The sequence below is a fragment of the Antribacter sp. NEAU-D49 genome (assembly GCF_057158775.1).
This window is the reverse complement of record NZ_JBXTSN010000001.1, coordinates 193,092-211,777: the sequence shown is the minus strand read 5'-3', so window position 1 is coordinate 211,777 and position 18,686 is coordinate 193,092. Positions and strand designations below refer to the sequence as shown.

Below are 18,686 nucleotides of genomic sequence, written 5' to 3'. Positions count from 1 at the left end.
CCGTCTCGGTACCGGACCGGGTCAGGCGGGGTACTCCGGCGTGGACTGGCCCTTGACGGGCTCGGTCGGCTCGACGTGCTCGATGGTCAGGAGGCCCTGGTTGATCTCGCGCATGGCGATCGACAGCGGCTTCTCCTGGTTGCGCGTCTCGACGAGCGGGCCCACGTTCTCGAGGAGGCCCTCGTTGAGCTGCGAGTAGTACGCGTTGATCTGACGCGCGCGCTGGGCCGCGTACAGGACGAGGCCGTACTTCGAGTCGGTGCGCTCGAGCAGCTCGTCGATCGGCGGGTCGGTGATGCCCTCGGGCTGGGCGACGGTTCCGGCCATGGTGATGCTCCAGAGGCTAGAGAGGGGAAAGGGAAGTCCGAGGAGCAAGTCTACCCGGCGACGGGCGCGGACCTGCCGACACCCATCACCGAGACCAGCTCGTCGGTGGCCCGGCGCACGTCGTCGTTCACGATCGTGACGTCGAACTCGCCCTCGCAGGCGAGCTCCACCCGCGCTGTCTCCAGGCGGCGGGTGCGCTCCTCCTCGTCCTCCGTGCCGCGCCCCACGAGGCGCCGGACGAGCTCGTCGAAGCTCGGAGGGGCGAGGAACACGAACAGGGCCTCCAGGCCGGCAGCCCGCGTCGCCTCACGCACCTGGCGAGCGCCCTGGAGGTCGATCTCCAGGAGCACCGGCACCCCGGCGGCGAGCTTCTCCTCGACGGGCCGGCGCGGGGTGCCGTAGCGGTTGCGGCCGTGCACCACGGCCCACTCGAGCATCTCCCCCGCCTCGACCATGCGGTCGAACTCCTCGGGGGTGACGAACAGGTAGTGCACGCCGTCGACCTCGCCGGGGCGAGGCGCCCTCGTGGTCGCGGACACCGAGAGCCACACCTGCGGGTAGCGCGTGCGGACGTCGGCGGAGACCGTGCCCTTGCCGACCGCCGTGGGGCCGGCGAGGACGGTCAGACGTGCGGGAGCCGTGGAACTGGAAATGTCAGCCGAACCTCTCGATGAGTGCCGCGGTCTGGTGCGGCCCGAGGCCACGGACGCGACGCGTCTCGGCGATCCCGATCTCCTCCATGATCGCCCTGGCCTTCACCTTACCTACGCCAGGGAGCGACTCCAGCAACGAGACCACCTTGAGGTTGCCGACGACCTTGTCGGTGCGGCCCTGCTCGATGACCTCCTTGATGGAGCCCTGGGAGTACTTCAGCCGATTCTTGATCTCTGCCCGGGCGCGCCGGGCCTCGGCCGCCTTCTCGAGCGCCGCTGCACGCTGCTCGGGAGTGAGGGGAGGAAGTGCCACGCAAGTCACCTACTCGGGTCTCGACCGACGTCACCGCCGGTCTGGGTGTGGACTGCTGCATCGAAAGTAGCCATCCCCCACCTCCTCGGCAATCGCTGGGCGCGCGTTTCTTCCAACACTCTGGTCGCGCTAAACAGCGCTTTCAGGACATTGACAGATAAACCCGAACGCGTGAATGGCCTTCGCGAACCTCACGGGCAAAAATGTCGTCAGCCGCGGAGCGCCGACGCGGCCTCCGCAGCGGCCGCCCGCGCAGCGCTCACCAGCGCACCTGCGTCCGGCCCGGCGGCCAGGACCCCGCGCGACGACGACGCGAGAACCGTCCGCCGGGCGTCGCCGAAGACGTCCGCGAGCTCACGCGCACCCGCCCCCTGGGCACCCACTCCTGGGGCCAGCAGAGGCCCGTTGACGGCCACGAGGTCGGTACCCGTCTCCCGGGCCGCCGCGCCCACGGTGGCGCCCACCACGAGGCCCACCGAGCCGAACGGCTCGGCCCCCGCGTTGAGCACCGCCGCCTGGGCGGCCATGACGGAGGCGACGGACCCGCCCGGGCGACCCGAGCCGTCGTCCTGCAGCGTCCTCGCGTGCTGCACCTCGAAGCCCTCCTTGTTGGAGGTGAGGCACAGCACGAACAGGCCCCGGCCCGTGGCCGCGGCGGCCTCGACCGCCGGGGCCAGCGAGCCGAACCCGAGGTACGGCGACACGGTGAGGGCGTCGCCCGCGAGGGGTGAGCCGTCGCGCAGGAACGCGTCGGCGTACGCGGCCATCGTGGAGCCGATGTCGCCACGCTTGGCGTCCACGACCGTCAGGGTGCCCGCGGCCCGCGAGGCGGCGATCACGTCCTCGAGGGCCGCCACGCCGGCGGAGCCGTGGCGCTCGAAGAACGCGGCCTGCGGCTTGAACGCCGCCACCTTGCCACCCAGGGCGTCGACCACGCGGAGGCTGAACTCACGGACGCCGTCCGCCGTGTCGGGCAGGCCCCAGTCCGCGAGGAGCGAGGCGTGGGGGTCGATGCCGACGCACAGCGGGCCGTGCTCGTCCATCGCCGCCGCGAGGCGCGCGCCGAACGGCGCCACGCGCGCGCCCGACGGCGCCGCCGTCACGCGGGCACCCCTTCGGCGCCCGCGGCGACGGCCGCCAGGGCCGCGTCGTCGACCGCCAGGCGGGCGCGCATCGCCGTGTTGTGCTCCTGCAGGCTGGCGACCTGGAACGGGCCGGCCAGGACCGCCTCGATGCCCTGCACCGCGGCGGCGAGCTGGTCCACCGTGGTGACGATCGGCTTGTCGGCGGCCGTCGTGGCGGCACGGATCTCGTAGCCGTCCGCGCGGGCGCCCTGGCCCGACGGCGAGTTGACCACCAGGTCCACCTTGCCCTCGGTGATGAGGTCCACGATCGTGGGCTCCCTGGCCTCGCCCCGGCCCGCCGAGTACTTCCGGACGACGCTCGCCGCGATGCCGTTGCGGCGCAGCACCGTGGCGGTGCCGGTGGTCGCGAGGATCTCGAACCCCAGCTCGGCCAGGCGCTTCACCGGGAACACGATCGAGCGCTTGTCCCGGTCGGCGACCGAGACGAACACGGTGCCCGACGTCGGCAGGCCGCCGAACGCCGCCGCCTGGGACTTGGCGAACGCGTGCGGGAAGTCCTTGTCGAAGCCCATGACCTCACCCGTGGACCGCATCTCCGGGCCGAGCACCGAGTCCACGACCAGACCCTCGCGGGTGCGGAACCGCTTGAAGGGCAGCACCGCCTCCTTCACCGCGATCGGGGCGCCGAGGTCCAGCGTGCCGCCGTCGCCCTCGGCGGGCAGGATGCCCGCCGCACGCAGGTCGGCGATGCTGTCGCCCACCATCACGAGGGCCGCCGCCTTGGCCAGCGACGTGCCCGTCGCCTTCGAGACGAACGGGACCGTGCGCGAGGCGCGCGGGTTGGCCTCCAGGACGTAGAGCACGTCGCTCACGAGCGCGTACTGCACGTTCAGCAGGCCCCGCACCCCGACCCCGCGGGCGATCGCCTCCGTCGAGCGGCGGATGCGCTCGATCTCGGCCTCGCTCAGCGACACGGGCGGCAGCACGCACGCCGAGTCACCGGAGTGGATGCCGGCCTCCTCGATGTGCTCCATGACGCCGCCCAGGAAGAGCTCCGTGCCGTCGTACAGCGCGTCGACGTCGATCTCCATCGCGTCGTCGAGGAACCGGTCGATCAGGAGGGGCGCCGGCAGGGTGGTGCCGCCCGCCGAGGCGGCGTCAGCGGCGCTCGCGGTGAGCGCGCGCTCCACGTAGCCCGTGAGCTGCTCCTCGCTGTAGACGATCTCCATGCCGCGGCCGCCCAGCACGTACGACGGGCGCACCAGCACCGGGTAGCCGATGCCCGCCGCGATCTCGCGTGCCTGGGCGAGCGAGCGGGCGGTACCGAACGCCGGGGCCGGGAGGCCCGCGTCCATGAGGACCTGGCCGAACTGGCCGCGGTCCTCCGCGGCGTCGATGGCCGCGGGGCTGGTGCCCAGGATCGGCAGCCCGGCGTCCGCGAGGCGCTGCGCCAGGGACAGCGGCGTCTGGCCGCCGAGCTGGACGATGATGCCCTTGACCGGTCCCGCGGCGAGCTCGGCGTGGTAGACCTCGAGGACGTCCTCGAAGGTGAGGGGCTCGAAGTACAGGCGGTCGGACGTGTCGTAGTCCGTCGACACCGTCTCCGGGTTGCAGTTGACCATGACCGTCTCGTACCGGTCCCGCAGGGCGAGCGTGGCGTGGACGCACGAGTAGTCGAACTCGATGCCCTGACCGATGCGGTTGGGGCCGCTGCCCAGGATGATGACGGCCTCGCGCTCGCGCGGCCGCACCTCGGTCTCCTGGTCGTAGCTCGAGTAGTGGTACGGCGTGGTGGCCTGGAACTCGGCCGCGCAGGTGTCCACGGTCTTGTAGACCGGGCGGACGCCGAGGGCGTAGCGGACCTCACGCACCGTCGCCTCGCCACCCGGGCCCATGCCGCGCAGGCGCGCGACCTGGACGTCGGACAGGCCGTGCCGCTTGGCGTGCCGCAGCACCTCGGCGGTCAGCGTCGGGGCGGCGGCCACCTCGGCGGCGATCTCGTTGACGAGCTGGATCTGGTCGAGGAACCACGGGTCGATCTTGGTGGCCTCGAAGACCTGCTCGACCGTGGCGCCGGCCCGCAGGGCCTGCTGCACGCCCACCAGGCGGTGCTCGGTGGGCCGGGCGATGTCGGCGAGGAGCGCGTCCAGCGCGTCGCCGGCCGGGGCCTCGCCGTCCCAGTGGAACGACACGCCGCCCTTGTCGATCGAGCGGAGCGCCTTGCCGAGCGCCTCCGTGAAGTTGCGGCCCAGGGCCATGGCCTCGCCCACCGACTTCATGGTGGTGGTGAGGGTGTCGTCGGCCGCCGGGAACTTCTCGAACGCGAACCGCGGGACCTTGACCACCACATAGTCGAGTGTTGGCTCGAAGCTGGCCGGGGTGACCTTGGTGATGTCGTTCGGGATCTCGTCGAGCGTGTAGCCCACGGCGAGCTTCGCGGCGATCTTGGCGATCGGGAAGCCGGTCGCCTTCGAGGCGAGCGCGGAGGACCGCGACACGCGCGGGTTCATCTCGATCACGATGATGCGGCCGGTCGACGGCTCGACGGCGTACTGGATGTTGCAGCCACCGGTGTCGACGCCGACCTCGCGGATGACCGAGATGCCGATGTCGCGCAGGCGCTGGTACTCCCGGTCGGTGAGCGTCATCGCGGGGGCCACGGTGACGCTGTCGCCCGTGTGCACGCCCACCGGGTCCACGTTCTCGATGGAGCACACGACCACGACGTTGTCGTTCTTGTCGCGCATCAGCTCCAGCTCGTACTCCTTCCAGCCGAGGATGGACTCCTCCAGGAGCACCTCGGTCGTGGGCGAGTAGTGCAGGCCCTGGCCCACGATGCGGCGCAGGTCGTCCTCGTCGTAGGCGATGCCGGAGCCCAGGCCGCCCATGGTGAACGACGGGCGCACGACCATCGGGTAGCCCAGGTCGGCGGCGGCGCCGAGCGCCTCGTCGACCGTGTGCACGATGAGCGAGCGGGCGGACTCGCCGCCGCACTTCTCGACGACCTGCTTGAACTGCTCGCGGTCCTCGCCCTTCTGGATCGCCTCGATGTTGGCGCCGATGAGCTCCACGCCGTACTGCTCGAGGACTCCGGCCTCGTCGAGGGCGATGGCCGCGTTGAGCGCGGTCTGGCCGCCGAGGGTGGGCAGGAGCGCGTCGGGGCGCTCCTTGGCGATGATCGTGGTGAGGACGTCGGTGGTGATGGGCTCCACGTAGGTGGCGTCCGCGAACTCGGGGTCGGTCATGATCGTGGCCGGGTTCGAGTTCACGAGGATGACCCGCAGGCCCTCCTCCTTGAGCACGCGGCACGCCTGGGTGCCGGAGTAGTCGAACTCGCAGGCCTGCCCGATGACGATGGGGCCGGACCCGATGACGAGGACCGAGGAGATGTCGGTACGGCGGGGCATTGCTCAGTTCTCCTTGGTGGTGGCGTCGAAGGTCGTGGCCGCGTCGAGGATCGCGGGGGGCCAGGCAGCGGCGTCGGTCATGAGACCGACGAACCGGTCGAACAGGTAGGCGGCGTCGTGCGGGCCGGCCGCCGCCTCCGGGTGGTACTGCACGGAGAAGGCGGGCAGGTCGAGGCAGGTCAGGCCCTCGACCACGCGGTCGTTCAGCCCCACGTGGGAGACGACGACGCGGCCGTAGCCGGCGTCGTGCGGGGCCTGCGACCCGGACGGGTCGAGGGGCGCGTCCACCGCGAAGCCGTGGTTGTGCGCCGTGACCTCCACCTTGCCGGTGGTGCGGTCCAGCACGGGCTGGTTGATGCCGCGGTGGCCGTAGCCCAGCTTGTAGGTGCCGTAGCCGAGGGCCCGGCCCAGGAGCTGGTTGCCGAAGCAGATGCCGAAGAACGGGATACGGCGGTCGAGGACCTCGCGCAGCAGCGCCACCTCGTGGCTCGCCGCCCCCGGGTCGCCCGGGCCGTTCGAGAAGAAGACGCCGCCCGGGGCGCCGTCGGGCAGCAGGGCCTCGATGTCGGCGACGGTCGAGGACTGCGGGACCACGTGCACGCGCACGCCGCGCTCGGCGAGCCGCACCGGCGTCATGGTCTTGATGCCCAGGTCGACGGCGACCACGGTCGCCACCGGGTCGAGGCCCTCGAACGCGCCGCGCGGCTCCACCACGTAGGGCTCGGCCGTGGTGACCTCGCCCGCCAGGTTGGCGCCCTTCATCTGCGGCGACACCTTGACCTCAGCCACGAGCTCCTCGACCGGGCGGGGGTAGCCGCCGCGCACCAGGTCGTCGGCGGAGAAGATCCCGGCGCGCATCACGCCGGTCTCGCGCAGGTGGCGCGTCAGCGCGCGGGTGTCCAGGTCGCTGATGCCGACCACGCCCTGCTCCGCGAGCTCCTCGCCGAGCGAGCGCTCCGCGCGCCACGACGAGACCCGGCGGGCGGGGTCGCGCACGACGTACCCGCTGACCCAGATCTTGCCCGACTCCGGGTCCTCGGAGTTCACGCCGGTGTTGCCCACGTGCGGCGCCGTCATGACGACGATCTGCCGGTGGTACGACGGGTCGGTCAGGGTCTCCTGGTATCCCGTCATGCCGGTCGAGAAGACGATCTCGCCGAAGGTGGTGCCGGCCGCGCCGTACCGGCGTCCGGTGAAGGTGGTGCCGTCCTCGAGGACGAGGATCGCTTCGTGCTGTTCGGTGGTGGTGCTCATCGGGCTTCCTCGGGGTACGGGTGGTTCTGGGCGGCGACCAGGTGGCGCACGGCGTCGACGAGCGCGCCGCGGTCGGTGGCACGCCGGGTGCGCAGGCCGGTGTCGACCAGGGCGGCGGGCACGTCGGGCTCGGCCGGGTCGGCGGGGACCTCCCACGTGATCACGACGAGACCGTCGGTGCCCACGTACTTGCCGGCCATGCCGGGGGCGAGGCCGGCGGAGCGCACCGCCTCGACGGGGATGAAGATCTCGCCGGCGCCCTCACGCTCGATGAGGACCCCCGGCTCGTAGACGCTCACGCGGGCCGACGCGCGGTCACCGAGCCCGTGGGCGCCGATGCGCGCGAGCCAGTCGCCCGACAGCGTGCTCGACACGTAGACGGCGTCGATCGGCCCGACACGCACCAGGCCGAGGGTGCTCGGCACCGCGGGCGGCGCGGGGACCAGCGCGCGGGTGCGGCGCGCGAGGCGTCGTCGGCCCGTCAGCACCACGTAGACCAGGGCGATTCCGACCAGGGCGACGATCGCCATGGCGACGGGCTGGGTCATCGGGCGGCTCCTTCGAAGGTGTCGGACCCCAGGGCGGCTGGCTCGACCGGCACGCCGTCGAGGACGGTCGCACGGCCGCGCAGGAAGGTCGCGACCACACGACCCGGCAGCTCCATGCCCTGGAAGGGGGTGTTGGCGCTCGCGGTGACCTGCGCGGCGCCGTCGATCCGGCGCGTGGCGGCAGGGTCCACGAGCACGATGTTCGCGGGCTCGCCCGCCTCGAGCGGCCGGCCGTGCCGGTCCTCGATGCGGCCGATGCGGGCGGGGGCGGTGGAGAGCACGCGGGCGACGTCGGCCCACGTCATGCGGCCCGTGTCCACCATGGTGGACTGCACCACCGACAGGGCGGTCTCCAGGCCGGTCATGCCGAACGCCGCCGCGGCCCACTCGCAGTCCTTGTCCTCGACCGGGTGCGGCGCGTGGTCGGTGGCCACGATGTCGATCGTGCCGTCGGCGAGCCCCGCCCGGACCGCCTCGACGTCCTCGGCGGTGCGCAGCGGCGGGTTGACCTTGAACACCGGGTCGTAGCCGCGGGCCAGCTCGTCCGTGAGGACCAGGTGGTGCGGCGTCACCTCGGCGGTGACGTCCACGCCGCGGGACTTGGCCCAGCGGATGATCTCCACCGAGCGGGCGGTCGAGAGGTGGCAGACGTGCAGCCGGGAGCCCACGTGCTCGGCGAGCAGCACGTCGCGCGCGATGATGGCCTCCTCCGCGGCGGCCGGCCAGCCGGTCAGGCCGATCTCCGCCGAGACGACGCCCTCGTTCATCTGCGCGCCCTCGGTGAGACGCGGCTCCTGCGCGTGCTGCGCCACGACGCCGTCGAACGCCTTGACGTACTCGAGGGCGCGGCGCATCAGGACCGGGTCGTGCACGCACTTGCCGTCGTCCGAGAAGACGCGGACCCGGGCGCGGGAGTCTGCCATGGCGCCGAGCTCGGCGAGCCGCTCCCCCTCCAGGCCGATCGTCACCGCACCCACCGGGTGCACGTCGGCCCACCCGGCCTCCTGGCCGAGCCGCCACACCTGCTCGACCACGCCCGCCGTGTCCTGCGTGGGGGTCGTGTTCGCCATGGCGTGCACGGCGGTGAAGCCGCCCGCGGCGGCGGCCCGGGTACCGGACCAGACGGTCTCGGCGTCCTCGCGGCCCGGCTCGCGCAGGTGCGTGTGCAGGTCCACGAGCCCCGGCAGGGCCACCAGGCCCGCGGCCTCGATCTCCACCACGTCCGGCCCGACGGCGTCGCCGTCGCCCCCGGCGGCGGCGTCACCCGCGCGGGCATCGCCCGAGGCGACGACCGACTCGATCACGCCGCCCGCCAGGACCAGGTCGACCGGGTCGCCGCCGTAGGGGCGCACCCCTCGGAGGATGTAGGTGGTGCTCACAGCGCGTTCCTCTCGCTCGACTCGTTCCCCGCCAGCAGCAGGTACAGCGCGGCCATCCGTACAGCGACACCGTTCGCGACCTGCTCCACGATCACGGAGCGAACATGGTCGGCGGCGTCCGCGGAGATCTCCAGGCCGCGGTTCATCGGCCCGGGGTGCATCACGATCGTGTGGTCCGGCAGCAGCGCCAGGCGGCGCGCGTTCAGGCCGAACGTGCGGCTGTACTCCTGCGGGCTCGGGAAGAACGCGCCGGAACCACCGCCCATCCGCTCCCGCTGCACCCGCAGCATCATGACGGCGTCGGGCTGCCACTGCAGGAGCGTCTCGTCCAGGTGGTACGACACCCGGCACGGCCACGCCTCGACGCCCACCGGGAGCAGCGTCGGCGGGGACACCAGGGTCACCTCGGCGCCGAGCGTGTGCAGCAGGTGCACGTTCGACCGGGCCACGCGGGAGTGCAGCACGTCGCCGACGATCGCGACGCGCAGGCCGGCAAGGTCGGCGCCCACGGGGTCGCCCGCCGAGCCCGCACCCCGGCCGCCGCCCACCAGGTGGCGGCGGATCGTGTAGGCGTCGAGGAGCGCCTGCGTGGGGTGCTGGTGCGTGCCGTCGCCCGCGTTGAGCACGCCGGCGTCGAGCCAGCCCGCGTGCGCGAGCATGTGGGGGGCGCCGGACGCGTGGTGGCGCACGACGACGGCGTCGGCCCCCATCGCGTGCAGCGTCAGGGCCGTGTCCTTCAGCGACTCGCCCTTGGACACGCTCGACCCCTTGGCCGAGAAGTTGATCACGTCGGCGCTGAGCCGCTTCGCCGCGGTCTCGAACGAGATGCGGGTACGGGTCGAGTCCTCGAAGAAGAGGTTGACCACCGTGCGGCCGCGCAGCGTGGGCAGCTTCTTGATCTCGCGGGACTGGGTGGCGGCCATCTGCGCGGCCGTGTCCAGCAGCAGGATCGCGTCGTCCTTGGACAGGTCGGCGGTGGAGAGCAGGTGCTTCATGCGGACGGCCTCCCCGCGATCAGGACGGCGTCGGCCACGTCGTCGATCTCCCGCAGCCGGACGCCCACGCGCTCGGAGCGCGAGGTGGGGAGGTTCTTGCCGACGAAGTCGGCGCGGATCGGCAGCTCGCGGTGGCCCCGGTCCACGAGGGCGGCGAGCTGGACCACCCGGGGGCGGCCCAGGTCGTTCAGGGCGTCGAGGGCGGCACGGATCGTGCGGCCCGAGAAGAGCACGTCGTCCACCAGGACGACCGTCCGGTCGTCGATGCTCACCGGGACGCGCGTCACGCCGACCGAGCGGGTGGGCTGACGCTGCAGGTCGTCGCGGTACATCGTGACGTCCAGCTCGCCCACGGCGTCGGGGCTGAAGGACGGCTCGATCTCGGCGAGGAGCTTCGCGAGGCGCGCCGCGAGGGTGACGCCACGGGTCGGGATGCCGAGGAGGACGACGTCGTGCGCGCCCTTGTTGCGCTCGGTGATCTCGTGCGCGATGCGGGTCAGCGCCCGGGCGATCTCCGCCTCACCGAGGACGGTGACGGGCGCGGTGCTGCTGGTGCCGGATCCGGGCACAGCGGTGCCAGGGTTCATCTGGCGACCTCCTTCCCCGCCTCACCGGACGGGCTTTAAAGGGAGTCTGACAGCCACCACCCTAACGCGCCGGGTCCGCAGCACCGCCCGGCGCCCGGACTGCGGACGAGCGGCGTTGCTCACACCCCCGCCCCCACCCCTTCTAGCGGTCCAGGTCCTGCGCCACCCGGGACAGCCGCGACAGGCGGGCGTCCCAGGCCTTCCCGATGCCCTCGAGCCGCCGGCCCAGCGCCGCCAGCTCCGCGCCCAGCGCGCGGTACCGGCGCTCGCGGCCGACGGTGTACGAGTCCACCAGGCCCGCCCCCTCCAGCACCGCCAGGTGCTTGGCGACCGCCTGCCGCGTCACGGGGAGCCGGTCCGCCAGCGCCGACGCCGACAGGTCCTCCGTACCCAACGCCTGCAGCACGGTCCAGCGGGTCTCGTCGGCCAAGGCGGCGAAGGCCGGGACAGGGCTCGCCGTGCGGCTCGCCGTGCGGCTCACCATTCGCGCGACCCCACGTAGGCGACCAGCTCGTCCAGCTCCGAGTCCCACCCCTCGCGGTTGCCGTCGAGCGCGGCCCGGACCGCGTCGTCGTCGGCGCCGGTGAAGCCGGTCTCCAGGACCGTGACGACCGTCGCGTCGCCGTCGGGCACGAGGGTGAAGGTGGCCTCCGTGCACTGACCGGGGTCGTCGACCGACTGGCCCCAGCGGAACGCGAGCACCTCGCCCGGGTCCACGCGCGTGACCTCGAACGGGAACCAGCCGTAGCCCTCGAAGTGCAGGCGGCCGCGGCCTCCGGCCACGAAGGGGCCCCCGTCGTCGGTCTCGCAGGCGTCCCCGAACCAGCCGGCCACGTGCTCGGGCTCCGTGAGGGCGCGCCAGACAGCCTCGGGGCGCGCCGGGACGCGGACGGTGCGGGTGACGCTGCGCGCGTCGAGGTCGATCGACGCGGCGGTGGTCTGCGTGCTCATGACATCCTCCTCGCTCGCGAGACGACGCGAGCCTTGGTTGTGCAATGGAACGGTTGCACAACCAAGGCTCGCACGCGCGGGACCTCATCGCAACCCGAAGGTTGCACTCTGTTCAGGCGGCGGACTCAGGCCAGCAGACTCGGCTTGAGGTCCACGATCCGGCCGAGGAGGCCGTTGACGAACGTCGGGGAGTCGTCGGTCGACAGGTCGCCGGCGAGGCTCACCGCCTCGTCCACGGCCACCGCGTCCGGCACGTCGTCGTTGAAGAGCACCTCCCAGGTGCCCACGCGCAGCAGCGCGCGGTCCACCGCGGGCATGCGCTCGAGCGTCCACCCGTGGGAGTACGTCTCCAGCAGCTCGTCGATGCGGTCGCGGTGCGCCATGACGCCCTCCACCAGGTCGACCGTGTACTGCGGCACGGACGCCTCGGTGTGCGGCTTCACCACGCGGTCGGCGACGAGCCGGACCGGGTCGATGCCGCGCTGCTCCGCCTCGAAGAGGATGTCGACGGCGCGCTTGCGTGCCTTGGTACGAGCAGACACGTCAGTCGTTCACACGGCCGAGGTACGACCCGTCGCGCGTGTCCACCTTGACCTTGGTGCCCTGCTCGAGGAACAGCGGCACCTGGATCTGCGCGCCGGTCTCGAGGGTGGCCGGCTTGGTGCCGCCGGTGGAGCGGTCGCCCTGGAGGCCCGGCTCCGTGTACGTGATCTCGAGCACCACGGAGGCGGGGAGCTCCACGTACAGCGGCGTGCCGTCGTTCGACGCCACCATGACGTTCATGCCCTCGAGCAGGTAGTCCTTGGCGTCACCCACCGTGGCCGCGGAGACCATGATCTGGTCGTACGTGTCGTTGTCCATGAACACGTAGTCGGCGCCGTCCATGTACAGGTACTGGAAGTCGCGGCGGTCCACGTTGGCCGTCTCGATCTTGATACCCGCGTTGAACGTCTTGTCGACGACCTTGCCGGAGAGCACGTTCTTCATCTTGGTGCGGACGAACGCGCCACCCTTGCCCGGCTTGACGTGCTGGAACTCGATGATCGTCCAGAGCTGACCGTCGATGCGGAGCACGGTGCCGTTCTTGATGTCGTTGCTGGTTGCCACGTTCGTCTTCCTGTGTCGGTCGATTGCGCAGGGCCACGCCACAGGGGCGCGGCACTCACCGCGGATGTCAAGGAGCAGCGGCCCAGTCTACTCCAGCCGCTACAGGATGGCCGCGATGACGATCAGCCCGCCCAGACCGCAGCCCACGGCCCAGATGAGCGACGCGAGCGTGCCCACCACGAACCGCTCGGAGGCGACGGGGTGCTCCCGCAACTCCGCGTAGCGGCCCAGGCCCTTGATCGCCACGACGATCGCGATCCCGTACGGGTAGCCCGCCAGCAGGGCGGACGTGATGGCGAGTCGCTCGAGCACCCCGAGCCAGGCGCCGCCGCGCAGCACGTCCATGGCCTGCGGGCTCATGGTGCCCGACGGCGGCTCACCCGCCTCTCCCCCGGCCGCACCCGGCGCGGGGGTCGCGCCGGGCATCCGGCCCGCGGGATCCGTCGGGTCCGCCGTCTGCGGTGTCACGGCCGGAGGCGCGGGCGGCGCCGGGGGCGGCGCCCAGGGCATCCACGGCAGGTTGCCGGAGGACGCGTGCCGCAGCACCCAGGGCACCACCCACGAACCCACCACGACGCTCAGCCCGAGCGTCACCACCCACACGCCCGCGATCGCGAACCACTGCCCGACGTTCAGGTCCCCCGCGATGTCCCAGGTCACCGACTGCTCTCCTCAATGCTCGGTTCGTCCACGCTCAGATCGCCCAGCAGCCTGCCCACCACCGGCCGCACCGCCTCCTCCTCGTGCCACAGCGCCGCGCGCAGCCGCTGGCTCACCGCCTGCTCGCTGATCCCCAGCGTGGCGGCGACCCGCTTCTGCCGGCCGGGCTGTCCGGCGCCGGGCAGCGAGGCGAGCGTATCGACCGTCTCCCACCCTGCCGGTGACCGCCGCGCACCGACCGCGCCCAGGAGGCGCAGCAGCGCCTCCACCTCGGCGGCGCGCCCGGCGTCGGCGCTCTCCACCGCGACCGTCCCGCCGGGCGGCCGGGTCTTGGCGCGCTCGACCGCCTCGCGGGCGAGGACGAAGGCCGGGCCCCGGGCCTCGCGGGAGACGGAGGGCAGCGGCTCCTCGACCGGTCCCACACCCAGGCCGACGCTCCAGCCCTGGTCCCGGAGGAGGGCGAGCGTCAGGTCGACCGTGAGCGTCGCGTCGTCGAGCACGCCCTGGACCTCGTCGCCCACGGTGCGCTCGAAGGCGACGACGAGCCCGTCCCTCCCGTCCGCGAGGCGCGCGAGCGTCTCCAGCACCTCCGGGACGAGGTCGGGCCCCCGGGTGCTGCCGCGCTGGTCTGCGGTCAGGACGATCACCCGTTAAGCCTAGCGCCTTGATATCCGCCCATCAAGGCCAAAGCCTTAAGTTGACAGCATCAAGCCTGCAGCCTTGCCGCGATCGCGCTCAGCGCCAGCCGGTACGAGTCGAAGCCGAATCCGGCGATCGTCCCCGTCGCGATACCGGCCACCACGGACAGGTGGCGGAACGACTCCCGGCTCGCCGGGTTCGACAGGTGCACCTCCACCAGCAGCAGCCCCGCCGAGGTGACCTGGGCGGCCGCGTCACGCAGCGCGTAGCTGTAGTGGGTGAAGGCCGCGGGGTTGAGCACCACGTGGGAGCCCGTGTCGACCGCCTCGTGGAGCCAGCCCACGATCTCCGACTCGTCGTCGGTCTGCCGCACCTCGGCGACGAGGCCCAGCTCACCGTCCCACTTCGCGGCGGAGACCTGAAGGTCGGCCATGGTGGCGTGCCCGTAGATCTCCGGCTCGCGGACGCCGAGCCGGCCCAGGTTGGGGCCGTTGAGCACGAGGACGTGAGGCTGCGCGGTGGTCACACGGTGAGCCTAGGCCGGGTCGAGGTCGTCCACCAGGAGCGTCCGCGGCCCGGGACCGGCGGTGCCGAGCTCGTCGAACGGGTTGGTCAGCCGGCACTTGCGCAGCGAGAGGCAGCCGCACCCGATGCAGTCCGTCAGGTGGTCGCGCAGGCGCTGGAGCTGCTCGATCCGCGCGTCCAGGTCGGCGTGCCAGGCCTGCGAGATCCGGCGCCAGTCCTTCGCCGTGGGCGTGCGGTCGCCCGGCAGCGTGGCGAGGGCAGCGCCGATGTCGGCCAGCGGGATGCCCACCCGCTGCGACACCCGGATGAACGCGACCCGCCGCAGCGTCTCGCGCGGATAGCGCCGCTGGTTGCCCGGCGTCCGGCGGCTCAAGATCAGCCCCCGCTTCTCGTAGAAGTGCAGGGCGGACACCCGCACGCCGCTGCGCGCCGCCAGCTCGCCGACGGTGAGCTCGTCGTGGTCCCAGGGGACCTCCGGACGCTCTGCCACGGCTACCTCCGCACGCTCGACCTCCATGCGCTTGACCTTAACAAAGGTTGAGGTTCGAGGATGTCTGCATGGACGCGATCAGGATCCACGCCTTCGGGCCGCCCGAGAACCTCGTGCTCGACCACCTGCCCGACCCCGAACCAGGCCCCGGGCAGGTGCTCGTCGCCGCCGTCGCGCACGGGGTGCACCTCCTCGACACCACCCTCCGGCGCGGCGAGCAGGGCGGGCCCCTCCCCCTCCCCCACCTCCCGACGGTCCCCGGGCGAGAGGTCGCGGGCACGGTCGCCGCCGTCGGCCCGGACGTGGACCCCGCCTGGGTCGGACGGCGCGTCGCCGCACACCTGGGCGCCACGCCCGACGGCGGCGGGTACGCCCGCCTGGCGCTCGCCCCGGCCGCCAACCTCCACCCCGTGCCCGACGGGCTCGACGAGGCCCAGGCCATCGCCATGATCGGCACCGGACGCATGGCGGCCTACACGCTGGAGGTCGCCGGGCTACCGGCACCGGCCGACCCCGCCAGGCCGTGGCCGGGCGCGCCCTGGCGCGACGAGGTGGTCGTGGTGACCGCCGCCGCGGGCGGGCTTGGCACACTTTTCGTGCAGTCCGGCCTCGCGGCCGGCGCACGGGTGCTGGCGCTGGCCAGCGGCGACAAGGTGGCGGCGGTGGCCGACCTCGCCGGCCCCTCGGACCGCCTCGCCGTGGTCGACTACGCCGCACCCGGCTGGACGGCGGACGCCCGCGCCGCCCTCGCCACCCTCGGGTCCGACGGCGCCACGCTCCTCCTCGACGGCGTCGGCGGTGCGGCCGGGACCGCCGCCGCCGACCTCCTGCTCGACGGCGGACGGGTCGTCGTCAACGGCTGGTCGTCGGGCACAGCCAACCGCTACGCCACCCAGGAGGCTCCGCGACCGCTCGAGGTGCGCGCCGCCGTCGGCCCGGGCGCTCCCGCCCCCGGCGACATGCGACGCTTCCAGGAGCGGGCGCTGGCGCTCGCCGCCGCGGGGTCGTGGCGGGTCCTGACCCACCGTGTGCCCTTCGCGGAGGCCGCGCGGGCGCACCGCGAGCTCGAGGAGCGACGCACCGTCGGAAAGGTGGTCCTGGTATGACAGCCCCGGAGACCGGGACGACGGCGCCCGTCGACGCGCCCGTGGAGGCGTCTCGCGACGCGGCGTCCGAGGCCCACGGCGAGGCCGCCGGGTCGCCGCCCGTGGTACCGCTGAGCCCCGGCGTGCAGCGCACGGTACTCGTCGGCATGGTCGCGCTGTGCGCGCTCGGAGCGTTCGAGGCGATGGCGGTCGCCACCGCGATGCCGACGGTCGCCGTCGAGCTGGGCGGCCTGCGCCACTACACGCTGGCGTTCTCGGTGACGTTCGCGGCGAGCGTCGTCGGCCTGCTGACGGCGGGCTGGTGGAACGACCGGAGCGGCCCCGCCCCCGCGATGTGGACCGGGATGGCGCTGTTCTCCGGCGGGCTCGTCCTCGCCGGGACGGCGACGGGCATGGGCACCCTCATCGCGGGCCGTGCCCTGCAGGGCGTCGGCAGCGGGCTGTTCTCCGTGGCGCTGTACGTGCTCGTCGCGCGCGTCTTCGCGCCCGAGCGGCGCGCCCGCGTGTTCTCCGCGTTCGCCGCGGCGTGGGTGCTGCCGGCGATCGTGGGCCCGGCGCTGACCGGGCTCATCGTCACCCACCTCGGGTGGCGGTGGGTCTTCCTCGGCGTGCCCGCGCTGGCGGTGGTCGCCGGGATCCTGCTGGCACCGGGCCTCGCCGCGGCGCAGGGGCACGCGGGCGGGGCGCCGGCGCGGGATGGCCGTGGCGTGGGTCCGCACGACCCGGGCGAGGCGGGCCCGCAGGACCGGCGCGGGACGGGCCCGGCGGCCCGGGGCGAGGCGGGCCCGGCAGCCCCGGGCGAGGCGGGCCCGCAGGACCGGCGCCGGACGCGGGCGCTCGGCCTCGCCCTCGGGACCCTGCGGGCCGCGCGCGGGCTGCCGGCGGTCATCACCGTGCGCGCGCTGGCTTCGGCGGCCTTCACGGGTGCGGAGGTGCTCCTCCCGCTCGTGCTCGTCCACGAGCGGCGCCTCACGCTGGCGTCCGCCGGGCTGATCCTCACGGTGGGCGCGCTCGGCTGGTCCGGCGCCTCGTGGCTGCGCGGCCGCGAGGCGCTGCACCTCACCCACACGGGATACCTCCGGCTCGGGGGCGGTCTCCTCGCGGCGGGCACGCTCGCCGCCGGGGTGCTGGCGGTGCCCGGGGTCCCGGTGGCCGTCGGGATGGTCGCCTGGGTCATGTCGGGCCTGGGCATGGGGTTCGCGTTCCCCACGCTCTCCGTCCTGACGCTCGACCTCGCCGAGCCGCACGAGCAGGGCCTCGCCTCCTCCGGGCTCCAGGTGGCCGACGCCGTCGCGGGCGCAACCGCCTCCGCCGCCACCGGCGCGCTGCTCTGGACCCTGCACGACCTCGTGGGGCTCCCCGCGTACGCAGCGTGCTTCGCGCTGACGGCGGCGCTGGCGGCGGGCGTGGCGGTGCTGGCGGGCAGGACGCGGGTAGCGGGCAGGACGCGGGTAGCGGGCGGGTAGCGGGCGCAGGCAAGGCGGCCACTCCACGCGTCCCCGCGCACATTGCTTCGGCACTTTGTCGGGGGGGGGGGGGGGGGGGGTGGGCGCCCGGCCCCCCCCCCCCCCCCCCCCCCCCCCCCCGACAAAGTGCCGAAGCAATGTGCGCGCGTTATCCACAGATGTGGCGACGACCGCCTACGGGGCCCGGGAAGCAGGCAGTCTCGTCGCATGACCATTGGGACGGACGTCGTGATCGCACGCGAGACGAACCGCGACGCGCTCGTGCGCGCCCTGAACGCGGGCGAGCTCGAGCGCGTCCGGCGTGGGGTGTACCGGGCTCCGATCGGCCCAGGTGCTGATCGGTCCGCGAAGGCCCGCGACGCCTACGACCGCGCTGTCGACCGGGCGCGCGGGCTGCACCGGCAGCTCCGCGCCGATCACCGGTTCAGTCACGAGACGGCCGCCCTGCTCCTCGGGTCGCCGCTCTGGCGACCACCGGTGCGCACCCACGTGATCCAGGGCTACCGGCCTTCCTCGCGCGCGGCCCGCGATGTCGCGCGGCATGTCACAGACGTCCCGCCGGCCGACCGGGCGGAGGCGGGCGGGCTGCCCGTGACGTCGCTTGCCCGCACGGTCGTCGACTGCGCCATGACCATGCACCCGCTCGAGGCGCTCGTCGTCGCCGACTGGGCCATGTCGAACGGCCTCGACCGGGACCGCACCCGGGAACTGCTCGCCCAGCACGGCGAGGCGAACGGCATCCGCAGGGCGGCGCTGGTCCTCGACCTGACCACGTGCGGTGCTCAATCCGTCTGGGAGACGTGGCTGCGTTACATCCTTGCGCGAGCAGGCCTTCCTCGCCCGCAGACACAGGCGCCGGTCCCGACGCGTCTCGGGCTCTTCCATGTCGACGTGGGCTGGACAGAATGGCGCGTCGGTGTCGAGTTCGACGGGCAGATCAAGTACGCGGACGGCGCCTTCGGCTCGGGCTACGACGGCAGGCTGGCACTGATCGACGAGAAGCGGCGGGGCGACGCCATGCGCGAGCAGTGGACGATCGAGAGAGCCACCGCTCGTGACCGGCCCGACGACGTCGTGGAACGCGTCGCGCGTCACCTTCCCGCTGCCGTTCGCGCAGGCCTGCGAGTGAACCCGTTGCTCCCGCCGCCGAGCTGAGCACTGGAGCACCCGGTCGGTGAAGCGCTCGCCCCTGGG

The 18,686-nt window shown here is 73.2% G+C and carries 21 protein-coding genes; 3 read left to right on the top strand and 18 right to left on the bottom strand.

Annotation, left to right across the window (positions count from 1 at the left end):
• Positions 1-21 precede the first annotated feature (21 nt).
• From rpoZ to soxR, 18 genes are all read right to left on the bottom strand, one after another.
• Positions 22-327, bottom strand: coding sequence for a DNA-directed RNA polymerase subunit omega (gene rpoZ / locus AC060K_RS01005; RefSeq protein ID WP_483763577.1), 306 nt, complete (start codon positions 325-327; stop codon positions 22-24).
• A 50-nt stretch (positions 328-377) separates the two neighbouring features.
• Positions 378-980, bottom strand: coding sequence for a guanylate kinase (gmk, locus tag AC060K_RS01000; RefSeq protein WP_483763722.1), 603 nt, complete (start codon positions 978-980; stop codon positions 378-380).
• Between the two features lies 1 nt (position 981).
• Positions 982-1,293, bottom strand: a complete 312-nt coding sequence (gene mihF, locus AC060K_RS00995; RefSeq protein ID WP_125775875.1) for an integration host factor, actinobacterial type — start codon at positions 1,291-1,293, stop codon at positions 982-984.
• A gap of 209 nt (positions 1,294-1,502) precedes the next feature.
• Positions 1,503-2,336 (bottom strand): orotidine-5'-phosphate decarboxylase, encoded by an 834-nt coding sequence (gene pyrF, locus AC060K_RS00990; RefSeq protein ID WP_483763721.1) that lies wholly within the window; start codon positions 2,334-2,336, stop codon positions 1,503-1,505.
• A 56-nt stretch (positions 2,337-2,392) separates the two neighbouring features.
• A complete protein-coding gene (gene carB, locus AC060K_RS00985) occupies positions 2,393-5,785 on the bottom strand; it encodes a carbamoyl-phosphate synthase large subunit (protein WP_483763576.1) in 3,393 nt (1,130 codons plus the stop codon).
• Between the two features lie 3 nt (positions 5,786-5,788).
• The gene (gene carA, locus AC060K_RS00980) at positions 5,789-7,039 is read right to left on the bottom strand and encodes a glutamine-hydrolyzing carbamoyl-phosphate synthase small subunit (RefSeq protein WP_483763575.1); all 1,251 of its coding nucleotides are present in this window, start codon (positions 7,037-7,039) and stop codon (positions 5,789-5,791) included.
• Positions 7,036-7,587, bottom strand: a complete 552-nt coding sequence (locus AC060K_RS00975; protein ID WP_483763574.1) for a PH-like domain-containing protein — start codon at positions 7,585-7,587, stop codon at positions 7,036-7,038. Before AC060K_RS00975 ends, carA begins: the two co-directional genes overlap by 4 nt.
• The gene (locus tag AC060K_RS00970) at positions 7,584-8,966 is read right to left on the bottom strand and encodes a dihydroorotase (RefSeq protein ID WP_483763573.1); all 1,383 of its coding nucleotides are present in this window, start codon (positions 8,964-8,966) and stop codon (positions 7,584-7,586) included. Before AC060K_RS00970 ends, AC060K_RS00975 begins: the two co-directional genes overlap by 4 nt.
• Positions 8,963-9,961, bottom strand: coding sequence for an aspartate carbamoyltransferase catalytic subunit (locus AC060K_RS00965; RefSeq protein ID WP_483763572.1), 999 nt, complete (start codon positions 9,959-9,961; stop codon positions 8,963-8,965). The genes AC060K_RS00970 and AC060K_RS00965 overlap by 4 nt, the downstream gene beginning before the upstream one ends.
• Positions 9,958-10,548, bottom strand: a complete 591-nt coding sequence (gene pyrR / locus AC060K_RS00960; RefSeq protein ID WP_483763571.1) for a bifunctional pyr operon transcriptional regulator/uracil phosphoribosyltransferase PyrR — start codon at positions 10,546-10,548, stop codon at positions 9,958-9,960. The genes AC060K_RS00965 and pyrR overlap by 4 nt, the downstream gene beginning before the upstream one ends.
• Positions 10,549-10,690: 142 nt before the next feature.
• Positions 10,691-11,032, bottom strand: a complete 342-nt coding sequence (locus AC060K_RS00955; protein ID WP_483763570.1) for an ArsR/SmtB family transcription factor — start codon at positions 11,030-11,032, stop codon at positions 10,691-10,693.
• Positions 11,026-11,499, bottom strand: coding sequence for an SRPBCC domain-containing protein (locus tag AC060K_RS00950; RefSeq protein ID WP_483763569.1), 474 nt, complete (start codon positions 11,497-11,499; stop codon positions 11,026-11,028). Before AC060K_RS00950 ends, AC060K_RS00955 begins: the two co-directional genes overlap by 7 nt.
• A 125-nt stretch (positions 11,500-11,624) precedes the next feature.
• Positions 11,625-12,041, bottom strand: a complete 417-nt coding sequence (nusB, locus tag AC060K_RS00945) for a transcription antitermination factor NusB (protein WP_483763568.1) — start codon at positions 12,039-12,041, stop codon at positions 11,625-11,627.
• A gap of 1 nt (position 12,042) precedes the next feature.
• Positions 12,043-12,606, bottom strand: coding sequence for an elongation factor P (efp, locus tag AC060K_RS00940; protein ID WP_483763567.1), 564 nt, complete (start codon positions 12,604-12,606; stop codon positions 12,043-12,045).
• 99 nt (positions 12,607-12,705) lie between these two features.
• The gene (locus AC060K_RS00935; RefSeq protein WP_483763566.1) at positions 12,706-13,266 is read right to left on the bottom strand and encodes a hypothetical protein; all 561 of its coding nucleotides are present in this window, start codon (positions 13,264-13,266) and stop codon (positions 12,706-12,708) included.
• Positions 13,263-13,913: a hypothetical protein gene (locus tag AC060K_RS00930; protein WP_483763565.1), complete on the bottom strand. Its 651-nt coding sequence runs from the start codon at positions 13,911-13,913 to the stop codon at positions 13,263-13,265. Before AC060K_RS00930 ends, AC060K_RS00935 begins: the two co-directional genes overlap by 4 nt.
• A 59-nt stretch (positions 13,914-13,972) precedes the next feature.
• Positions 13,973-14,431, bottom strand: coding sequence for a type II 3-dehydroquinate dehydratase (locus AC060K_RS00925; RefSeq protein WP_483763564.1), 459 nt, complete (start codon positions 14,429-14,431; stop codon positions 13,973-13,975).
• Between the two features lie 9 nt (positions 14,432-14,440).
• A complete protein-coding gene (gene soxR / locus AC060K_RS00920; protein WP_483763563.1) occupies positions 14,441-14,947 on the bottom strand; it encodes a redox-sensitive transcriptional activator SoxR in 507 nt (168 codons plus the stop codon).
• Positions 14,948-14,988: 41 nt separating this feature from the next.
• Here soxR and AC060K_RS00915 point away from each other — a divergent pair, with 41 nt between their 5' ends.
• The 3 genes from AC060K_RS00915 to AC060K_RS00905 all read left to right on the top strand — a co-directional run bounded on the left by AC060K_RS00915 (position 14,989) and on the right by AC060K_RS00905 (position 18,647).
• On the top strand, positions 14,989-16,026 hold the full coding sequence (locus AC060K_RS00915; RefSeq protein ID WP_483763562.1) for an alcohol dehydrogenase catalytic domain-containing protein: 1,038 nt from the start codon (positions 14,989-14,991) through the stop codon (positions 16,024-16,026).
• Complete coding sequence (locus AC060K_RS00910; protein WP_483763561.1) at positions 16,023-17,492, top strand: MFS transporter; 1,470 nt, start codon at positions 16,023-16,025, stop codon at positions 17,490-17,492. The genes AC060K_RS00915 and AC060K_RS00910 overlap by 4 nt, the downstream gene beginning before the upstream one ends.
• A gap of 207 nt (positions 17,493-17,699) precedes the next feature.
• Positions 17,700-18,647, top strand: coding sequence for a hypothetical protein (locus tag AC060K_RS00905; RefSeq protein ID WP_483763560.1), 948 nt, complete (start codon positions 17,700-17,702; stop codon positions 18,645-18,647).
• Positions 18,648-18,686: the final 39 nt, after the last annotated feature.

Coding starts and splice junctions, on each gene's coding strand:
- rpoZ (WP_483763577.1), bottom strand. CDS start 327: ATGGCCGGAACCGTCGCCCAGCCCGAGGGCATCACCGACCCGCCGATC.
- AC060K_RS00975 (WP_483763574.1), bottom strand. CDS start 7,587: ATGACCCAGCCCGTCGCCATGGCGATCGTCGCCCTGGTCGGAATCGCC.
- AC060K_RS00955 (WP_483763570.1), bottom strand. CDS start 11,032: ATGGTGAGCCGCACGGCGAGCCGCACGGCGAGCCCTGTCCCGGCCTTC.
- AC060K_RS00910 (WP_483763561.1), top strand. CDS start 16,023: ATGACAGCCCCGGAGACCGGGACGACGGCGCCCGTCGACGCGCCCGTG.
- pyrF (WP_483763721.1), bottom strand. CDS start 2,336: ATGGACGAGCACGGCCCGCTGTGCGTCGGCATCGACCCCCACGCCTCG.
- AC060K_RS00905 (WP_483763560.1), top strand. CDS start 17,700: ATGACCATTGGGACGGACGTCGTGATCGCACGCGAGACGAACCGCGAC.
- carB (WP_483763576.1), bottom strand. CDS start 5,785: ATGCCCCGCCGTACCGACATCTCCTCGGTCCTCGTCATCGGGTCCGGC.
- carA (WP_483763575.1), bottom strand. CDS start 7,039: ATGAGCACCACCACCGAACAGCACGAAGCGATCCTCGTCCTCGAGGAC.
- AC060K_RS00950 (WP_483763569.1), bottom strand. CDS start 11,499: ATGAGCACGCAGACCACCGCCGCGTCGATCGACCTCGACGCGCGCAGC.
- AC060K_RS00915 (WP_483763562.1), top strand. CDS start 14,989: ATGGACGCGATCAGGATCCACGCCTTCGGGCCGCCCGAGAACCTCGTG.
- soxR (WP_483763563.1), bottom strand. CDS start 14,947: ATGGAGGTCGAGCGTGCGGAGGTAGCCGTGGCAGAGCGTCCGGAGGTC.
- pyrR (WP_483763571.1), bottom strand. CDS start 10,548: ATGAACCCTGGCACCGCTGTGCCCGGATCCGGCACCAGCAGCACCGCG.
- AC060K_RS00965 (WP_483763572.1), bottom strand. CDS start 9,961: ATGAAGCACCTGCTCTCCACCGCCGACCTGTCCAAGGACGACGCGATC.